The following is a 16336-nucleotide window of genomic DNA, read 5'->3' as shown; positions in this document are numbered from 1 at the left end:
GGTTAAATCGATTTCATTTATTTGCACCATTCTACAATATAGGAACAAATTTTAATATATAACCTTTTTGCCAGCAATCATTTCGAATATCCCTTGCGATACTTTAGCGGAGAAACACCGATCCTCTCTTTGAAACAGCTAGAGAAGTAAGGTACATACTGGAAGCCGACATGCTCCGCGATCTGCGCGATCGACCATTCGGTTGCGATGAGGAATAGCATTGCTTGGTTCAAGCGATATTCATGCAAATATTCCATAGGCGTGCAATGGTAAGTTTCCTTCATGCAACGAACAATATAATTAGGGTGAAAATGAAGAGCTTTGGACAATGTCTCGTTTGACAAACTCGCTTGATAATTCTGCCTTAAGTACGCCTCCGTTCTCTCCGCGAGCAAGACGGAAGGGGCCAACTTTAAGTGTTTTTCCCCTTCCTCCAGCAGCCTCAGCAATTCGAGCAGAAGCTTCTGCTCTTGCCAGAATGCGTTAGAGCGATGTTCACCTCGCAAAGAAAGAAGGCGATCGATCAGATGGTACGCCTGTTGCAAATTCGTCAACTGTGACCGCTGTGGAAGCTGAATGATATAACGGTTCATGAAGCCTCGGTCACCCTTATCATCCGCTGCTCTAACCGCATTAAAGTGAATCCAATAGAACACCGTTTCCTCCTCGCAAGGCTTTACCGAATAATGCTCTCTATCTGGTAATAATAGAAGTGTTTGTCCGGCAGACAACGCCCACGCCTGATCATTCTCACCTATATGGAGTGTCCCGCTTACGACTACAAGCAGATCATATACACCCAAGTTCCGACGATTCGGATGCTGGTAACCGATTGGATACTGCGATTGGCCGCATTCAAGGTAATAAGGCGTTGGCGGTGTTTGCAATTCTATAATCTGTTCGTTTTCCATCGAAGCCGCACCTCATTATGAGTGTTAAATATTATAAAAATAAGCTCAATTCAAACGTATTTTGTTTCTATTTAATCGTATAAGATATTGTTTGTAAAGGTTTAATTATTGACGTTTTGAGGAGGCATTATGATGCGCTTGATAAGAGCTGTAGAACCACTTTCACCGCAAGTCCAAATTCTTGATCCATTCTGGAGCAGCTACACTGAGCTTGTCCGTAATGCCGTCATTCCCTACCAATGGGAAGCGCTGAACGACAGAGTTAAAGACGCGGAACCGAGCTACGCCATTCGCAACTTCCGAATTGCCGCAGGGCTTGAGAAAGGTGAGTTCGGAGGCTTCGTATTCCAGGACAGCGATCTTGCGAAATGGCTGGAGGCCGTCGGTTACACGCTTGCTTCGCATTCTGATCCAGAGCTCGAGAATACGGCGGATGAGGCCATCGACCTAATTGCCGCGGCTCAGCACGAGAATGGTTATTTGAACACTTATTTTACGATCAAGGAGCCCGGCAAGCAGTGGACCAATCTTACCGATGCCCATGAGCTATATTGTGCGGGACATATGATAGAAGCGGCAGTCGCCTATTATAATGGTACCGGCAAGCGTAAATTGCTTGATATCATGTGCAAGTTCGCGGATTACATCGAATCTGTATTCGGTATGGAAGCAGGAAAGATCCGCGGTTACGACGGCCATCAGGAAATCGAGCTCGCCCTCGTTAAGCTTTACGAAGCGACCGGAGAGCAACGTTACTTAAAGCTGAGCCAATATTTCATTGACGAACGGGGTCGGCAGCCTCACTTTTTCCTAGAGGAGTGGGAGAAACGCGGCAAAACGAGCCATTGGGTTAAAGGTATTGTTCCACCTCCTAATCTCGAATATCACCAAAGCCACCTCCCCGTTCGCGAGCAATCTGCGGCTGTCGGGCATTCGGTACGCGCAGTCTATATGTACACAGCTATGGCTGACTTGGCCAGATTAAACGGCGATACTGAGCTTAAGGCGGCGTGCGAGACACTTTGGAACAACATGACCGGCAAGCAGATGTACATTACGGGCGGGATCGGATCCACACACCATGGAGAGGCTTTTTCCTTTGATTATGACCTGCCCAACGATACGGTTTATGCGGAAACCTGCGCCTCGATCGGACTTATTTTCTTCGCTCGCCGGATGCTGCAGCTAGAGGTTAAGAGCGAATATGCGGACGTCATGGAACGCGCGCTTTACAATAATGTGTTAGGAAGTATGTCTAAGGACGGCAGGCATTTCTTCTACGTGAATCCCCTTGAGGTGTGGCCGAAAGCGTCAGAGCGCAATCCGGGGAAACACCATGTAAAGCCGGTTCGGCAAAAATGGTTCGGTTGCTCCTGCTGCCCGCCCAACGTCGCAAGGCTGCTCAGCTCGCTGAATGATTATATTTATGAGGTATCGGTTGAGTCAAACACCATTTACACTCATTTGTTCATCGGAAGCGAAGCTGAGTTTAAGCTCACTGCCGGCAAAGTTTCGCTGAAACAGCATTCAGAGCTCCCATGGAAGGGATTAGTGCAATTTACCGTGAAACCGGAGGTTGGCGGAAGCACCTTTGCACTTGCCCTTCGTATCCCGGATTGGTGTCAGGGTAAGCCCCCGGTTATGTCCATCAACGGGGATTTGGCGGACTATCGAGAAGAGAAAGGCTACGCATTCATTGAGCGTCAGTGGGGTGAGGAAGATATTGTGGAGTGGAATTTGCCGCTTCAGTCGCAACTCATAGTCGCTCATCCGGAAATCCGCGCGAATGCGGGCAAAGCAGCCATCGTACGCGGTCCACTTGTATATTGCTTGGAGGAGATCGACAATTCCGCGCCGCTCGCCTCTCTATCTATCGCTGCAGATACTCCATTGACTGAGCGTTTTGAGGCAGGAATACTCGGCGGAGCTATTGTCGTTGAGGCTGATGGTTATGTAAAGAATGCTGCTGAAGCATGGAGCCATGGGAAGCCTTATCAACCGCTAGGGCTGCAAACTGAGGCTGCGCCGCTTCGCTTGAAGGCGATCCCCTATTATCTCTGGGGAAATCGGGAGCAAGGCGAGATGCACGTGTGGATTAGGACGTAAATCAGAGTGAACACTAACACAACAAGCAGCCTCCCAGCTCTCGGGAGGCTGCTGCTTTTCTGTTTAGGCTAATCAGATTGTTTCTAAAACCAACTCGAACGCTTATGCTTAGCAGTGCGCGACACCTGCAATTCAGGGATTTCGTTAGGTTCTGCTAGTGTGACAATAGGAGAGGGAATGTCTCCACCAAAGCCATCTTTCGGCTGCTTCTCAAGCAACTCAACTCTATTTCTCAAATCCTGTACTTCCTTTTGAAGATCACGAACGATCTGTTCCCAATAGGAAGCTGCGAATTCTCTCCGGTTTTGGCTCATACTTTCAGAGGAAGACGAGACTGGAAGAAATTCTTCGACAGCAGGTGACAATAACTCCGCAAGTTCTTCCTCGGACAATATTTCATGTATGGGTTTATCCTTCACCGCAACCACACCTCAATCCACAATAAAACCATAAACCAATTATGCCACAATTGTTTCATGGGACTCAAGAACTATATATTAAGATCTGCGGACATAAACCGGGATTGCGTTTATTCAACTGCTCTGCATAAATAGGGTTTCGCTTAGTAAGCTCATTGAAATAACTGCTAATCACATGATTGCCAGACACGGAGCCCTTGTGGAAATGAAGAGGCATGTCTTCACGGACATGCATGTAGCGGTAGGTTTTTACACGTCTGGGAAGCTTGTAGATATGAGGAGGCAACTGGGGAACGACATCGAAGCGGTTGTTAACCCGATAGCTTTGACCTACTGTGTTAGAAAAGACCTTTGCGAAAATAGGATCACCAACACGCGGCGCTCCATAAGTATATAGGTTAGGATTGCTGAATTCGGAATTACCCGCAACATCGACTGCACACAAAGCAGCTAATGCTCCTCCTAGACTATGGCCGGTTATAATCAAGTCTTTTTCCTTAGACAGCCTTTTTAGTGAACTCAAAATCTGATCTCTTGCTGAATAGTAGATATTCGATATTCCTACATGGCTTAGTCCTGCATCTTTTACACACTTATACTTCGCCTGTTTCGCGATGGCGTCGGATATCCAATCCGTTGTCGAGCTCGTACCGCGGAAGGCGATAATGATATGGTCCGTAGACTCAATAATAAATCCGAACCGTTCAGATTGACCTGTAATCGATCTCGCAAGGAAAGTTGAAACCTCTTCGTAGAACTCCGGAATAACATAAGCACCTACCGGATTGCTGTATTGTTCATAGGTTTGAAAACAGATTGCCGCAAGAAAGATCGCTGTCCGATCATCGAAAGTGTTCGTTCGCATGCTCCCCATCACCTCTCTTTACCACACCATATTAAGAAGAGGTGATGGGGGTGCCTGCTTAGAGGTTCAATTTAGAGTAAGCTCTACCACAGTATTACGGTCATCCGGCAACGGGTAAGAGAAATGCTCAGGTCGCGCCAAATTGATGAACGCATCGTTAGGATACATTACCGCATTCCACGGACGGGAAATGAATATTTCGGAACCATCCGATAGCAGTCTGGCTTGCTTAATGCGACCTGCGAGCTCAGCTAGATTAACAGGACCGATGCTCTCCTCGAATAAATGGGCGTAAAGCTTGTCACCTCTTCGTGTATACCGTCCCCAATCAGGTTTAGGCAAGTCTGCTTGTCCGCAGCCATATATGCTCTCGCCGTTAAGCCGTAACCATTGACCAACTTCTTCAAGAATTTCCAGCGATTGCTGCGGAATTACGCCCGTGGCATCCGGACCAACGTTTAGCAACAGATTTCCGTTCTTGCTAACGCATTCAACTAGCTTACGGATAACGGTCCGGGCTGATTTGTATGAGTGATCACTTGAAGCGTAGCCCCAGTTGTTATTCAAGGTAATGCAGGCTTCCCATGGAATCGGGTTGCCATCCTCATCAGTCAGACCGCTTGGAGGAATGATCTGCTCCGGTGAAGCGAAATCGCCTGAGAAAAAGCTCGGATCCTTTTTGTAGATGCTGCCACCCTCTTCACCGCTTGCTTCCAGGCGATTGTCCACGATGATATGAGGCTGAAGGGAACGGATCATCTCCATTAGCTCGTTTGCGCGCCAAGCTTCTCCTTTTAGATCCCCGTATGAGAAATCGAACCACATGATGTCCAGCTTGCCGTAGTCGGTTAGAAGCTCGCGAACTTGGCCATGCATATAATCCAGGTAAGCACCGAATTTACTCGGGTCACGCTTGTAAGCTTCATTCTCGCGCATCGGGTGAATCCTGTCCCCATAAGCTGGGAAATTCGGATGATACCAATCGATTAAGGAATAATACAAACCCACTTTAAGTCCTTCCGCACGGAATGCCTCTACGAATTCTCGTACGAGATCCCGCCCTGCTTGCGTATTCGTGGACTTATAGTCTGTCAGCTTGCTATCGAACAAACAAAAACCGTCGTGATGCTTCGCCGTCAACACTGCGTACTTCATGCCCGCCGCTTTCGCAGCCTTCGCCCAAGCACGTGGATCGTACCTTGCTGGATTGAATTGATCGAAGTACACCTGATAGTCCTCGATGCTGATTTGTTCCACGCTTCTTACCCACTCCCCTCTGGCAGGGATCGCGTACAATCCCCAATGGATAAACATGCCGAAGCGGTCTTCTAGAAACCATTTGGTTCTTTCTGTTCTTTCCTCTTTATAAGTATGACTCATCTCATAAGTGCCTCCTTTGACTTGGGATATCCTCAGTTTAGCAACGATTTGTTATAATCTATAGGCAGAGAATTAACTTCTTTAGGGATTAGATTAACTACTTGAGGGTGACCTGATTATGACACTAGATCGAAGCTCGACATATATGGCAGAATTGATGCAGAATCTGCAGGTGAATCTCGTAGAGGCTTATTATACAAAGTGCTGGCCGGAATGGCGCGAGCTAGATTACATCCCTTCTTACAACAAGTTCTATTTCATATGCGACGGCGAAGGCTGGTTAAAGATCGGCGGAAAAGAATTTTATCCTAAAGCGGGACAGCTCTGTCTGATGCCTGCTCATGTCGAGCAATCTTATTCAAGCATCAGCGCGAACACCTTTCATAAGTATTGGTGCCACTTCAATGCCGCAATAGGTGAGCTTGATCTCTTTCAATGGTTAGAGGTGCCTTATTGCCTTGACATCCGCAACAAAGAACAACTATTAGCATTGTTTCACGAGCTTACGATGCTGCATAAAGATTCTTCTTACGTTTCTCGCATTCGGGAAAAAGCCGTCCTGCTAGAGATCATCGCTCTCTTCCTCGCTGATGCGGATACGCTTATCCGAGTCCTGCCGGAAAGGAAAGATGATATCAAACGTCTTAAGCAGATCGAAGCATTCATTGAAGATCATCTTTCTGAGCCCGTTACTCTTGAGCAACTCGCGAAGCATGTCCATCTCCATCCGAACTATCTCGTTCGGTATTTCAACAAGCATTTTGCAGTATCACCGCTTAAATATTTGAACCGCGAACGTATGCGGAAGGCTAAGACTTTACTTGGAACGACATCCCTCTCCGTTAAGCAAATAGCAGAACAAGTCGGATATCCCGATACGAACCATTTCGCTAAAGCCTTCCGCAGAGAAAGCAGCTGTAGTCCGACGGAATACCGCATGCAAGTCGGAAATCCCAATCCATGATAACACTCAAAACTCCCCTATACGAAAGCTTTTCTATACTCATATAAATCGTCTGCCGAACAAAAACAAAAAAGCCACGCCATCTCCTGCGGAGGAGAAAGCGTAGCATAGGCACGGCAAAGGACGTGTTTTAGTTTTTCTTTGGGGCTTTCGTTTTTCTTTTCAGGTGATTCTGGTAAGAAGCATTTAATAAACGGGTCATACCCTCTTCGAATTCTTCGTCCGACTTGGAATTATCTATCTTAGAATCGGGGAAACGGATATCCTTTATCTCCCAATTGTTTGTCGCTTGATTAAGCTTAAATCCCTTAGCTTGCAAATACATGCGTCTGCTGTCCATAAATATAAGCTGCTTCTGCTCGGGTTTGGGCTGGGATTTTGGCGTATCCGAAATCTCAGGCTCCAACGCAACTGATGCCACAGGCGCAACCATCGCTCGAGGGTCTTTGGAGGAAAGCAATTTCGGCTTCTCCTGCATCCATTCTAGATCGTAACGCATTTTCGGAGTGATCAGATAGAGCGACTTGCCCTTGACTTCCTCTTTTTTCAACTCTTCGTATAAAGCCTTCCGTTTCTTGAAGCCCTCTAGTATAAGCTTGATCTGCTGTTTCTCCACTTCAATCGGAACAACCTCGTTACCAGGCATATACACATCACACATCACTCGGATAAACAAAAATTCACCTAGCTCGGAATCGTAATAATCACTGAAGCTTACAGTGATGTCTTTCTTGTTAATGGTAATCGTTTGGTTCAAAGTGATCCTCCTCTTGGTGCATTCGTTCTAAGAATACCCTCAATAGTCTTATCTTAGCAGGATCAAGGATCAAACGAAACAGCAAACCACTAAAATAACCTTCTTTACTGCTTATATTCAACTTGGAACTGGGCTTCCTGTATCCACCGCCTCGTGATAAAGTCTCTACCTTTAACGAGCACTTTATCCGCGTATACCTCTACATAATACCCTTGACTGCCCGCTTTGTGCTCATCGTCATCCGTCCACAAATACGCAACGGAGGAAGCATTAAACATGGCCGGCATAGTTTCTTGCCCGTCTGCCATAGTATGCTCTGCTTCCAGCTCCCAATGGGTATGCCCGGTGAATAGGATTGCTTGGGGATATTTCGCCAGAATCGCTCTAAGCGGCTCGTCTTGGGTTACGCCATACCAATCCTGCTCCACATATGACCCTGCAACCGTATCCATTAATGGCTGATGCAGGAATAGGAAGATCGGCTTGTCAAGCGAAGCCTGCTCAGACAGCTTGCCATCCAGCCATTTCAGCTGCTCCTCGGATAAGTCGCAGAAATTCTGCAAACCCTTCTCTGTACCTAGAAAGATGAAATGATAACCTTTTATCCAATGTGTATGGTAAGGAGCGCTCATTCCCGTTTCCGTTAGAAACTTGGAAATTCTCTTCTCCCAAACTCCTAATCCAACGTCATGGTTGCCAACTGCATAGAGGAGCTTCGGAAGTCCATCCTCATTCTCGGACAGAATACGATGCAGCTCCGTGAATTCCCGTTCAAACCCGTGATCGGTTACATCCCCAACATGCATAATCCCAATGCTATCTTTGCTAACAGCAATAATATCTTTAAGCGCTCGGTCAAGATTTCGATTGTGCACATGCTGCGGATCGGCAGTCACATGCGTGTCCGTAATAACCTGAAAGGTCATAATAGCCTGCTCTAGCTCCTGGTCATTGTCTTTATGATTCCCATTCATCCGTCTCTTACGGCCTCCTCTAAATCCTTATGGTTAGTGACCCTTTGCGCTAATATTTAAGCCAACGACGCCAACGATAATAACGAGCATCCAGAGCATAGAGGTCAACGGAAGCTGTTCTTTAAAAATAAAATATCCTGCCAATGTAATGAGAATAATGCCAACACCGGACCAAATCGCATAGGCAATACTTACATTCATATAACCAAGGGCGAAGTTCAAGAAGGTGAAGCTTGCCCCGTAGAAGAGGAACATAAGAATCGAAGGCCATAATCGGGTGAAACCCTCCGACAGCTTCATCGATACGGTACCGGACAATTCCAAAAGGATGGCTAACGCAAGAAAAATCCAACCTAAGCTACTCTCCGCTTTCATCAGCTGCTCCTCTAAGCCGCAATTGTCCGTAGGATGTAATTCTCACATCTGCATCCAATAGCAGGCTCTCATTTCCCTTTAAATTTATTGCAGTTAACCCTATCCCAAGCTTTACACCAGCTGCTCGGGCCATCATCATATCGCCATTCGTATCCCCTATAACCGCAACCTGCGAGACATCGAGAGACAGCCTTCTGCAAGCAAGCTCCACCATATCGGGGAACGGCTTACCTCTCTCGACTTGATCGGTTCCGATGACTTCACTGAAATACTCGCGTATATTCAACCATTCGAGATGGTGAATGGCAGCATCCGTCTCATCTGCTGTTACAACGGCAAGAAGAAGCCCTTGCTTCCTGCATTGCTCTAGAAAAGAGCGAACGCCAGGCAATGGCTGGACTGGACGCAACCTCTCCAATTCCTTGTCAGCTATCTCTTTACATTCGTAAACAAGCTTCTTCGCCTCTGCCCAAGATATGCCCGCTGAATAACCTTGACCCGCCAGTAAAGCAAGAAGCTCATCGATTGTACCCATCGCAAGCGGACCGTTACGGTCATAATCAATGACTTGTTCCTCATGATCAACCATTATTCCCCATAGAGAATACAGCTCGTGATGACTAGGAGGAGTTAATTGCATATTTGTTATCCTTTGAGAGAAAGCCGAGAGCATATGCTTGCTCCAGCTTCCCCACATGGATACAAAGTCAAGCAGCGTACCATCCTTATCGAATAGAATGCCTTTAATAGAGACGTTCGTTCCTTGTACGTTAAGCTCCGACATTCGCAAACCCCCTGTACTACTTGAGTTTGTCAAGCTCGCGTTGAGCTGTTTCTTTCGCTTCCTTAAGCGCTATGGCAGCCGAAATATTCTCGATTTGTACTTTATCTGCGGCAATTGTAAGCGCATCGTTGATTTTGCCGCCCGTCGGATCCCTAAACGGGCTAGAAGCATGCGCCGCTTGCATAAGCGGAATCTTACTCTGAGGGTTCTGCTCGCTATAGGTCTTGAACGCTGGATCCTCTAGCGCAGATTGGCGCACCGCAATATATCCTGTGTTCATGGACCAGAAAGCCGTGTTCTCGCTGCTTGTGAAGTAACTTAACCACTTAAAAGCCGCACTCTTCTGTTCTTCGCTCGCTAAGGCAGGTATGCCAGCCATCAGTGCTCCAGCCGAAGGCTTCCCTGCTCCGATCCCTTCCCAACCCGGCTGCTCCATAGCAGCAACAATAGTAAAATCCAGATCTCCTTGATCGCCGCTTGATCCGGTGTAACCCGCAGCTTGACCCTTCATTACATCATCAATCGTTTTGTACCAATACTCCCAGCCCTGCCCGCCGGAATGAATCCGCATGATTTTGTCCTCATGAATCCACTTCCGGAACAGCTCCCAAGTCTCAATCCATTCAGGAGAATCGATCATGACTGTTTTTTCGTCCGCGCTAAGAATCGTTCCGCCTTTTCCTAATACGGCATCCACCATGTTTCCATCTCCCCACATCGGCTCCCAGCCATAAAATGTGGTTTTTCCGTTCTCCTTCACCGTCATTTTGGCTGCCGCTTCCGCGAGAGCTTCCCATGTCGTTAAATCCTCTGCCTTGATATTATACTTCTCGAAAGTATCCCTACGATAGTACATAATTTGAGTTGTTCCATACATTGGGAGGAAATATTGCTTGCCGTCAACTTGGCCCTGCTGCAAGAAGGTCTGAACAAAATCCTCTTTATTGAAATCAGGCTGCTGTGCCATCAAGTCATCAATCGTTGCAAAATAACCCTTACGAGCCCAGTCCACATTCGATGACAGCACGGCAGCAGGTACATTCTTGGAAGCAATTGCAGCCTGCAGCTTTTGTTCGGTTTCCGAATAATCCGCCTGTACTACACCTTTAACGATAACCTCCTTCTGGGATGCATTGAACTTGTCAATCAACAGCTTCATATTATCGCCAAGTTTACCGCCCAATCCATACCAGAATTCAACTGTAACCGGTTCTGAGTTAACTGGATTAGAGGATGACGTACTCTCATTCGTAACCGGTTCTGAGTTAACTGGATTAGAGGAAGCGCTCGGACCAGCGTTATCGGAATTCACTCCGCAAGCCGCTAATAGAGTAAAGCAAAGCACCAAAAGTAGAGCTGACATTTTCTTCATCTTTTTCATTTCCCAATTCCTCCACGTTCTGATTTAGTTTTTTTATCCCTTGCTGACGCCTGCAGACAAGTTAACGCTATTCATAATAGTTTTCTGCGTGAGAAGGAAAAGCACAAGCAGCGGAGCAATCGTGAATGCGCTGGCTGCCATGATCAGCGGCCATTTCAGCCCATATGCACCCCCCTCCACAAAGAAGCTGCGCAGTCCCGCCGAAACCAGCTGTAAATCCGGGTTTTTAGTGATCAGCATCGGCCAAAAATAATTGTTATAGTGATCTATAAAGGTAATGAGCGCCATTACGGCAAAGGAAGATCGAGTCAGCGGAACAAGAATAGTCCATAGAATGCGCATATGAGATGCACCGTCCATTTTTCCGGCCTCTACCAGCTCATGAGATGTTTGCAGGAAGGCTTGCCGAACCAAGAAGATGGCGAACACGCTGACGCAGTTCGATAAGATTAATCCTCCATAGGAATCCAATAAACCGAGCTCGCTAAGCACGATATAACTGGGCAAATAAACAGCAGTGCTCGGGATCATGTAGCCGACGAGAATTAAGCCGGTGAATGCTCCCTTTAATCGCATTTTCATATGAGTAAGCGCGTAAGCCATCATTGCTGAGTTCATGATCTGCAAGAGAACTATACAAGAGGCAACCACTACGCTATTCAGGAGATACCGCGAGAACGGGGCTTCCAGCCAAGCCTCGATATAGTTCCCCCATTGGGCATCTTGAGGCCAGAAGGTCGGAGGAAACTGCCAGATTTCATCATTGGTTTTCAGGGCGCTCGACGCCATCCAATAGAACGGAAACGCCATAATTAACGCAGAAGCGGCGAGCAGAAGATGTCTTACCGACAAACTAATTTTGTTCCATACATACATGATGAGCTGATTCTCCCTTCTGTTTCTATGAGTAATGAACCGTACGGCGACCTACCGCGAAAGAAACGATAGAGAGCAAGACACATCCCAGAATGAGGACGATCGCCACGGAGGATGCCTCACCGATATTAAAGGACTCGAAAGCAGATTGGTAATAGAGATACAGGATCGTGCGGGTTGAGCCCGATGGCCCCCCTTGCGTTAGTACATTAATCTGGTCATACGCTTGAAGCGCTTGGATAAGCTGCACAACTACGAGAAAGAACGTAGTCGGGGAGATCAGCGGCAGAGTGACATGGAAAAATTTGCGCCAATGGCTTGCTCCATCAAGCTCAGCAGCCTCTAGCAGATCCGACGGCACATTGCGAATGGCCACTAAGTAGAAAATCATCGACCAGCCTGCTGATTTCCAGATGGTTACGAGAAGAACGCCGACTAATGCCCAATCCGGATCTTGAAGCCATCCGATGCCTTCTATTCCGAATATCCGAAGCACGCTGTTGGCTAATCCGACATCAGGCTCATATATCCATGACCACACAATGGATACCGCAACGGTCGGAGTCACCCAAGGAGAGAACATGAAGGTCCGGTATACCGCGCCGCCTTGCATCTTCCGATTAAGCAGCAAGGCAAGCAACAGACCGGCTGCGACAACCGGCAATACGCTGCCGATACAGAAAAGGGCCGTTACGCGGAGAGCTTCATAGAAAGCTGGATTCTCGAATAGCTCCACATAATTCGATAAGCCTACGAATACTTTGTCAGGACTCATGAAGTCCCACTCAGTGAAGCTAAGATATATGACATAAGCGAGCGGGGCAAACCAGAATACGGTAAGAGGAAACATAGCTGGCAGTGTAAATAGGATTGCTTTAAGGTTTTCGCCTCGATATAAACGTTTCATTTTTCCTCCCTATTCTGTTCAAAAGTTTTTTGATATTTGATATAATTCTTGTTAATTGATTGTTTTTAATCGTATGTACAATAATTATTGTACATACATTTGACTTCACGTTGGTTTTCGCAATGTGAAATGTATTCTCGTGTTTTGTTAAATTGTTAAACTCGATGGAGGGGAATATGGTATGACTAGATTAAGCAGGGACCTTACGATACAACCCCTAACCCAGCACGATGAGCTGCGGCATAAAATGATTGATGCGATCGCCCAGACCATGGACTTATACGGTGCTAATTATTCGTTCGGTCAGCTGTATGGAATTATGTTTTTCGAAGACAAGCCGATGACGCTTGAAGAGATGAAAACTCACATGAAGATGAGCAAAAGCAATATGAGTTATGCGGTACGCTCTCTGACGGAGTCCAAGATGCTGACTAAGCTGAAGGAGAAGGATGAACGGAAGGATCTTTATGTAGCGGAGACAGACTTCTTTCGGGCTTTTCAGAACTTCTTCGCGGTTAAGCTGCAGCGGGAAATCGATGTCATGCAGGGGGCTATTCAGTCGGTTTCTCCTGAATTATCGGAGATTATATTGGCAGAGGACACAACAGATGAAGAACGCCGGCTTTGCCTGAAGGATCTGCATAAGCTCCAGCATGCCGACAGCTATTACGAGTGGTTACAGCATTTCGTTGATGGATTAAAGGATGGCGTTTATTTCAATAAAGAATAGCTGAGCAGCTATATTTCCAGAGGGCGAAACTTTTCCGTATAGGCTGAGGCACTATGTCTTAATCGAATGAGTTGATTTGTTCTTCTTCTGCTGTGCTTTGGATGTCATCAAAGGTTAGCCCAACATAGCGATATCCGTCTGCCGCTTGCTTCTTTAACGCTTTATCTTTCATGAATTTCGGGCTGCCTTCTCCAGCCTCCTCGTCGTAGAACAAGAGGATTCCATCGGTTTTTCTAAATAACAGCTCGTCCCTTGCAGTGAATTGCCATGGACCGATGTACGGTTGGTTGTTTACCGCACCGTAATAATCCACACGCTTGAGTATTTGGCGGTAGTATTCCTTCTTGTCGTCCTTCCACTTTTCCTCCGGATTACTGAATGCCGTAATAATAGAGATCTTCAGATCCGGGTAGCTGGTTTTCAGATCCAAGACAACCTCGCAAGCCCACAAATCCACACCGAGCTGTCCGGGAGTGATCACCCATTCCAGACCTTCTTCTATCAGAGGAATCAGCTTTCCAGCTATGGCTTTTTTTATATAAATAATGTTTTTGTTTTTCTGATCAAAAATATTTAGTTCATGGGCTCGATAGCCTGATACTAGAAGGTTCTTCATTTGTTGCTCCTTACGGATACATATTTGTACAAAAGTAATTCGTTCAGGGAATCTTGTTTCTATATTTTTTAATGCTAGATTCCACCGATCGTCTCCATTTATTTTGCAGGACCAACTGTAAAAAGCGCAGGTTTTTTCGCCAAAAACTGTTTTTAGAACATTTGAACTGCAAAAACTGCAGGTGTTAAGGGTTAGTTTGCGTCATTTAGCCGATTTTGGGATGAACACCTGTAGGAAATGCAGGTTGATTGGCGAATATGTCGTTTTTAGGCAATATTAACTGTAGTAAATACAGGTTCCACCAATAAACAAGGGCTGTACCATAAGGTCTTTAACGACCTTATGGGACACCCCCTTTTTATTTTGTAGCTCGCTTACTAAGGCTTCCGACCTGCTCCCGGTTTCTAATGCCGAATAAAGCTAATGAATCTGTCGACAGCTCCATCTACAAATTGAAGAGTGGGTTCATCTGTTAAACGGCCGGTTGCTTCATCAAACTTCTGTCCGGCAGCGTTAATGACCACCTCATTTGCAGCAGGCGGCAATAGCTTAGCTTGAATACCTGGACTCGCCAATATCTCCCGTAAATGGAGCTGCGCCCGAATGGTGCCTAACATTCCTGGAGTTACTCCTGTGATCATCACCGGTTTGCCAATCATTACCTTATCGACACGCGACAACCAATCGAGAGCATTCTTAAGCACCCCGGGTATCGACCAATTATATTCGGGTGTAATAATGAGAACGCCATCCGCTTGCGATACTTTTTTCTTATAATCTATTACAGCATTAGACGGATTATTTTCCTCATCCTGATCGAAATAAGGCAGTGAGCGGATGTCTGCAACTTCCAATTCGAACTTATCCTTATAACGTTCTTGAATCGTCCTTGCCAACTGCAGATTATAGGAGCCCTTCCTCAGGCTTCCAACAATAGCTACGATCTTCATCTCATCTATCACCACCTTCTGCTTATTGTATTCAAGTTAACCGGAGAACCCCATTATTGTATCATTAGCGAAAAAAATTAAAAAGCAACAAAGACTTGTGTTCTATTTGTCCTACTCATCTACTTATAAGAATATGTAAAGAGTAACGGTAAATTAGTGGACAACCTTATCCGTATTGAAAGGAGATCAGCCATTGTTTAATTCAGCGTTCGTTTTATTTATTGGTTTTTTTGTAATCAACGGCATATTTGCCTATCAAACGAAATATATCGGAGCCTCATTTGGAGAGACGATTAAGTTTCAGCTGTATGTTCTGCCTATTTTTTTTCTTGCGAATTTACTTGTTGGCATCGGTTATAAGTTAGGGTATAAGGTTTTTGAAAATAATACATTGGTGGTTTCCAGCTCTAGATTTCTCGATATTGTCGCTTTACTTGGGATATCTTATTTTTTCTTCGCGGAAGTTCCTAGCTGGAAGACATTCATAGGTTTGGGTTTAGTCGTAGTTGGGATTATTGTTGCTAAACTTTAAACCACTCTTCGCAAGTTACCGGATTGAATTCAGGAAAGATACCTGGATGCAAAAAAGCCGCAAGCTTCTGCAATCCCACAATCAATCGAGGTGACGGTCTGCAATACAAAGGCTCCTCCATAATATGAACCCTTCCTTGCTGAACAGCCTGCAGCTCAGACCAACCCGGTCGCTGCTTGACGGTTTCCGGCTTCACCAATTGCGCCTTCACCCCTACCCATGCAAGTAAGATATAGTCCGGAACACGGTTTAGCACATCCTCTAACTCTGTCTTCACACTTGCTCTAGGGTCATCCGCGAATACATTTCGCGCTCCGGCTAGTTCACTGATTTCTGTCAGCCAATTCCCGCCACCCGGTGTGAATACCGGCTTCGGCCACCATTCCCAGTAGAGACTAGGTTTGCGCTCCACTCGGCAACTCCGCTCTGCATATTGATCCAGCATCCCCTGATATTTGTGCAACGCAGCCGATGCTTGACCAAGCGTATCCGTCGCCTCGCCGACAACGAGCATATTCCGTCCTATATCTGCCAGACTCTTGGGATTCAGAATGATATAAGGCAGGTTTCTTTCCTTTAATCCCTCTATATTCTTCTCCATCCCCGGCACAGTGAGAGATGCAACGACCAAATCGGGTTGAAGAGCCCCGACAGCATCTATACTAATATCCATGTCGGATCCAAGCCGCGGGAGTCCGTCTATTGCAGCGGGCCAGTCGGAGTAATTGTCTACACCCACGATTGAGGAGGATAGTCCCATGAATCCCAATAGCTCAGTGTTACTTGGACATAGCGAAACAATTCTCATC

General features: G+C 46.3%; 18 protein-coding genes. 4 read left to right on the top strand and 14 right to left on the bottom strand.

The genetic code is table 11. The features are described 5' to 3' along the window. Positions 1-77: 77 nt before the first annotated feature. Entirely contained in the window at positions 78-911 is an 834-nt protein-coding gene (locus ACESLK_RS02230; protein WP_372661580.1) for an AraC family transcriptional regulator, read from the bottom strand. Between the two features lie 132 nt (positions 912-1043). Between ACESLK_RS02230 and ACESLK_RS02225 the strand changes: the two genes are divergently transcribed. After that, the gene (locus ACESLK_RS02225; RefSeq protein WP_372661578.1) at positions 1044-3017 is read left to right on the top strand and encodes a glycoside hydrolase family 127 protein; all 1974 of its coding nucleotides are present in this window, start codon (positions 1044-1046) and stop codon (positions 3015-3017) included. Positions 3018-3100: 83 nt separating this feature from the next. Here the strand turns inward: ACESLK_RS02225 and ACESLK_RS02220 are convergent, their stop codons facing one another. The 3 genes from ACESLK_RS02220 to ACESLK_RS02210 form a co-directional block, all read right to left on the bottom strand. Continuing rightward, positions 3101-3436: a hypothetical protein gene (locus ACESLK_RS02220; protein ID WP_372661575.1), complete on the bottom strand. Its 336-nt coding sequence runs from the start codon at positions 3434-3436 to the stop codon at positions 3101-3103. 64 nt (positions 3437-3500) lie between these two features. Further along, on the bottom strand, positions 3501-4301 hold the full coding sequence (locus tag ACESLK_RS02215) for a lipase family protein (RefSeq protein ID WP_372661572.1): 801 nt from the start codon (positions 4299-4301) through the stop codon (positions 3501-3503). 66 nt (positions 4302-4367) lie between these two features. Continuing rightward, a complete protein-coding gene (locus ACESLK_RS02210) occupies positions 4368-5681 on the bottom strand; it encodes an alpha-L-fucosidase (protein WP_372661569.1) in 1314 nt (437 codons plus the stop codon). Positions 5682-5799: 118 nt separating this feature from the next. Here ACESLK_RS02210 and ACESLK_RS02205 point away from each other — a divergent pair, with 118 nt between their 5' ends. Then, a complete protein-coding gene (locus tag ACESLK_RS02205; RefSeq protein ID WP_372661566.1) occupies positions 5800-6645 on the top strand; it encodes an AraC family transcriptional regulator in 846 nt (281 codons plus the stop codon). Positions 6646-6775: 130 nt separating this feature from the next. Here ACESLK_RS02205 and ACESLK_RS02200 read toward each other — a convergent pair whose 3' ends face one another. From ACESLK_RS02200 to ACESLK_RS02170, 7 genes are all read right to left on the bottom strand, one after another. Further along, positions 6776-7402 (bottom strand): hypothetical protein, encoded by a 627-nt coding sequence (locus ACESLK_RS02200; protein WP_372661563.1) that lies wholly within the window; start codon positions 7400-7402, stop codon positions 6776-6778. A gap of 104 nt (positions 7403-7506) precedes the next feature. Beyond that, positions 7507-8376: a metallophosphoesterase family protein gene (locus ACESLK_RS02195; RefSeq protein WP_372661560.1), complete on the bottom strand. Its 870-nt coding sequence runs from the start codon at positions 8374-8376 to the stop codon at positions 7507-7509. Positions 8377-8409: 33 nt separating this feature from the next. Further along, on the bottom strand, positions 8410-8751 hold the full coding sequence (locus tag ACESLK_RS02190) for a DMT family transporter (RefSeq protein WP_372661557.1): 342 nt from the start codon (positions 8749-8751) through the stop codon (positions 8410-8412). Then, positions 8735-9535 carry an HAD family hydrolase gene (locus ACESLK_RS02185; protein WP_372661554.1) on the bottom strand — a complete coding sequence of 267 codons (801 nt, stop codon included), beginning with the start codon at positions 9533-9535 and terminating at the stop codon, positions 8735-8737. Before ACESLK_RS02185 ends, ACESLK_RS02190 begins: the two co-directional genes overlap by 17 nt. Before the next feature lie 16 nt (positions 9536-9551). Then, the gene (locus ACESLK_RS02180; protein WP_372661551.1) at positions 9552-10916 is read right to left on the bottom strand and encodes an ABC transporter substrate-binding protein; all 1365 of its coding nucleotides are present in this window, start codon (positions 10914-10916) and stop codon (positions 9552-9554) included. 33 nt (positions 10917-10949) lie between these two features. Continuing rightward, positions 10950-11792 (bottom strand): carbohydrate ABC transporter permease, encoded by an 843-nt coding sequence (locus ACESLK_RS02175; RefSeq protein WP_372661548.1) that lies wholly within the window; start codon positions 11790-11792, stop codon positions 10950-10952. A gap of 25 nt (positions 11793-11817) precedes the next feature. Next, positions 11818-12699 carry a carbohydrate ABC transporter permease gene (locus tag ACESLK_RS02170; RefSeq protein ID WP_372661545.1) on the bottom strand — a complete coding sequence of 294 codons (882 nt, stop codon included), beginning with the start codon at positions 12697-12699 and terminating at the stop codon, positions 11818-11820. A 181-nt stretch (positions 12700-12880) separates the two neighbouring features. Between ACESLK_RS02170 and ACESLK_RS02165 the strand changes: the two genes are divergently transcribed. Continuing rightward, entirely contained in the window at positions 12881-13429 is a 549-nt protein-coding gene (locus ACESLK_RS02165) for a GbsR/MarR family transcriptional regulator (protein WP_372661542.1), read from the top strand. Positions 13430-13487: 58 nt separating this feature from the next. On the opposite strand, the gene ACESLK_RS02160 is transcribed toward ACESLK_RS02165, so the two are convergent. Next, positions 13488-14045 carry an SLOG family protein gene (locus ACESLK_RS02160; protein WP_372661538.1) on the bottom strand — a complete coding sequence of 186 codons (558 nt, stop codon included), beginning with the start codon at positions 14043-14045 and terminating at the stop codon, positions 13488-13490. Between the two features lie 404 nt (positions 14046-14449). Continuing rightward, positions 14450-14995, bottom strand: coding sequence for an NADPH-dependent FMN reductase (locus ACESLK_RS02155; protein ID WP_372661535.1), 546 nt, complete (start codon positions 14993-14995; stop codon positions 14450-14452). 193 nt (positions 14996-15188) lie between these two features. On the opposite strand from ACESLK_RS02155, the gene ACESLK_RS02150 reads away from it, so the two are divergent. Then, entirely contained in the window at positions 15189-15527 is a 339-nt protein-coding gene (locus ACESLK_RS02150) for a hypothetical protein (protein ID WP_372661532.1), read from the top strand. Here the strand turns inward: ACESLK_RS02150 and ACESLK_RS02145 are convergent. Continuing rightward, complete coding sequence (locus tag ACESLK_RS02145; protein WP_372661530.1) at positions 15517-16335, bottom strand: cobalamin-binding protein; 819 nt, start codon at positions 16333-16335, stop codon at positions 15517-15519. The two genes, ACESLK_RS02150 and ACESLK_RS02145, sit on opposite strands and share 11 nt — an antisense overlap. Position 16336: the final 1 nt, after the last annotated feature.

This window comes from Cohnella sp. (genome assembly GCF_041640265.1).
GTDB lineage: Bacteria > Bacillota > Bacilli > Paenibacillales > Paenibacillaceae > Cohnella.
The sequence above is the reverse complement of the archived record's forward strand: the minus strand, read 5'-3'. Positions and strand labels throughout refer to the sequence as shown.

Coding starts and splice junctions, on each gene's coding strand:
- ACESLK_RS02230 (WP_372661580.1), bottom strand. CDS start 911: ATGGAAAACGAACAGATTATAGAATTGCAAACACCGCCAACGCCTTAT.
- ACESLK_RS02225 (WP_372661578.1), top strand. CDS start 1,044: ATGCGCTTGATAAGAGCTGTAGAACCACTTTCACCGCAAGTCCAAATT.
- ACESLK_RS02215 (WP_372661572.1), bottom strand. CDS start 4,301: ATGCGAACGAACACTTTCGATGATCGGACAGCGATCTTTCTTGCGGCA.
- ACESLK_RS02210 (WP_372661569.1), bottom strand. CDS start 5,681: ATGAGTCATACTTATAAAGAGGAAAGAACAGAAAGAACCAAATGGTTT.
- ACESLK_RS02205 (WP_372661566.1), top strand. CDS start 5,800: ATGACACTAGATCGAAGCTCGACATATATGGCAGAATTGATGCAGAAT.
- ACESLK_RS02195 (WP_372661560.1), bottom strand. CDS start 8,376: ATGAATGGGAATCATAAAGACAATGACCAGGAGCTAGAGCAGGCTATT.
- ACESLK_RS02190 (WP_372661557.1), bottom strand. CDS start 8,751: ATGAAAGCGGAGAGTAGCTTAGGTTGGATTTTTCTTGCGTTAGCCATC.
- ACESLK_RS02185 (WP_372661554.1), bottom strand. CDS start 9,535: ATGTCGGAGCTTAACGTACAAGGAACGAACGTCTCTATTAAAGGCATT.
- ACESLK_RS02180 (WP_372661551.1), bottom strand. CDS start 10,916: ATGAAAAAGATGAAGAAAATGTCAGCTCTACTTTTGGTGCTTTGCTTT.
- ACESLK_RS02175 (WP_372661548.1), bottom strand. CDS start 11,792: ATGTATGTATGGAACAAAATTAGTTTGTCGGTAAGACATCTTCTGCTC.
- ACESLK_RS02170 (WP_372661545.1), bottom strand. CDS start 12,699: ATGAAACGTTTATATCGAGGCGAAAACCTTAAAGCAATCCTATTTACA.
- ACESLK_RS02165 (WP_372661542.1), top strand. CDS start 12,881: ATGACTAGATTAAGCAGGGACCTTACGATACAACCCCTAACCCAGCAC.
- ACESLK_RS02160 (WP_372661538.1), bottom strand. CDS start 14,045: ATGAAGAACCTTCTAGTATCAGGCTATCGAGCCCATGAACTAAATATT.
- ACESLK_RS02155 (WP_372661535.1), bottom strand. CDS start 14,995: ATGAAGATCGTAGCTATTGTTGGAAGCCTGAGGAAGGGCTCCTATAAT.
- ACESLK_RS02145 (WP_372661530.1), bottom strand. CDS start 16,335: ATGAGAATTGTTTCGCTATGTCCAAGTAACACTGAGCTATTGGGATTC.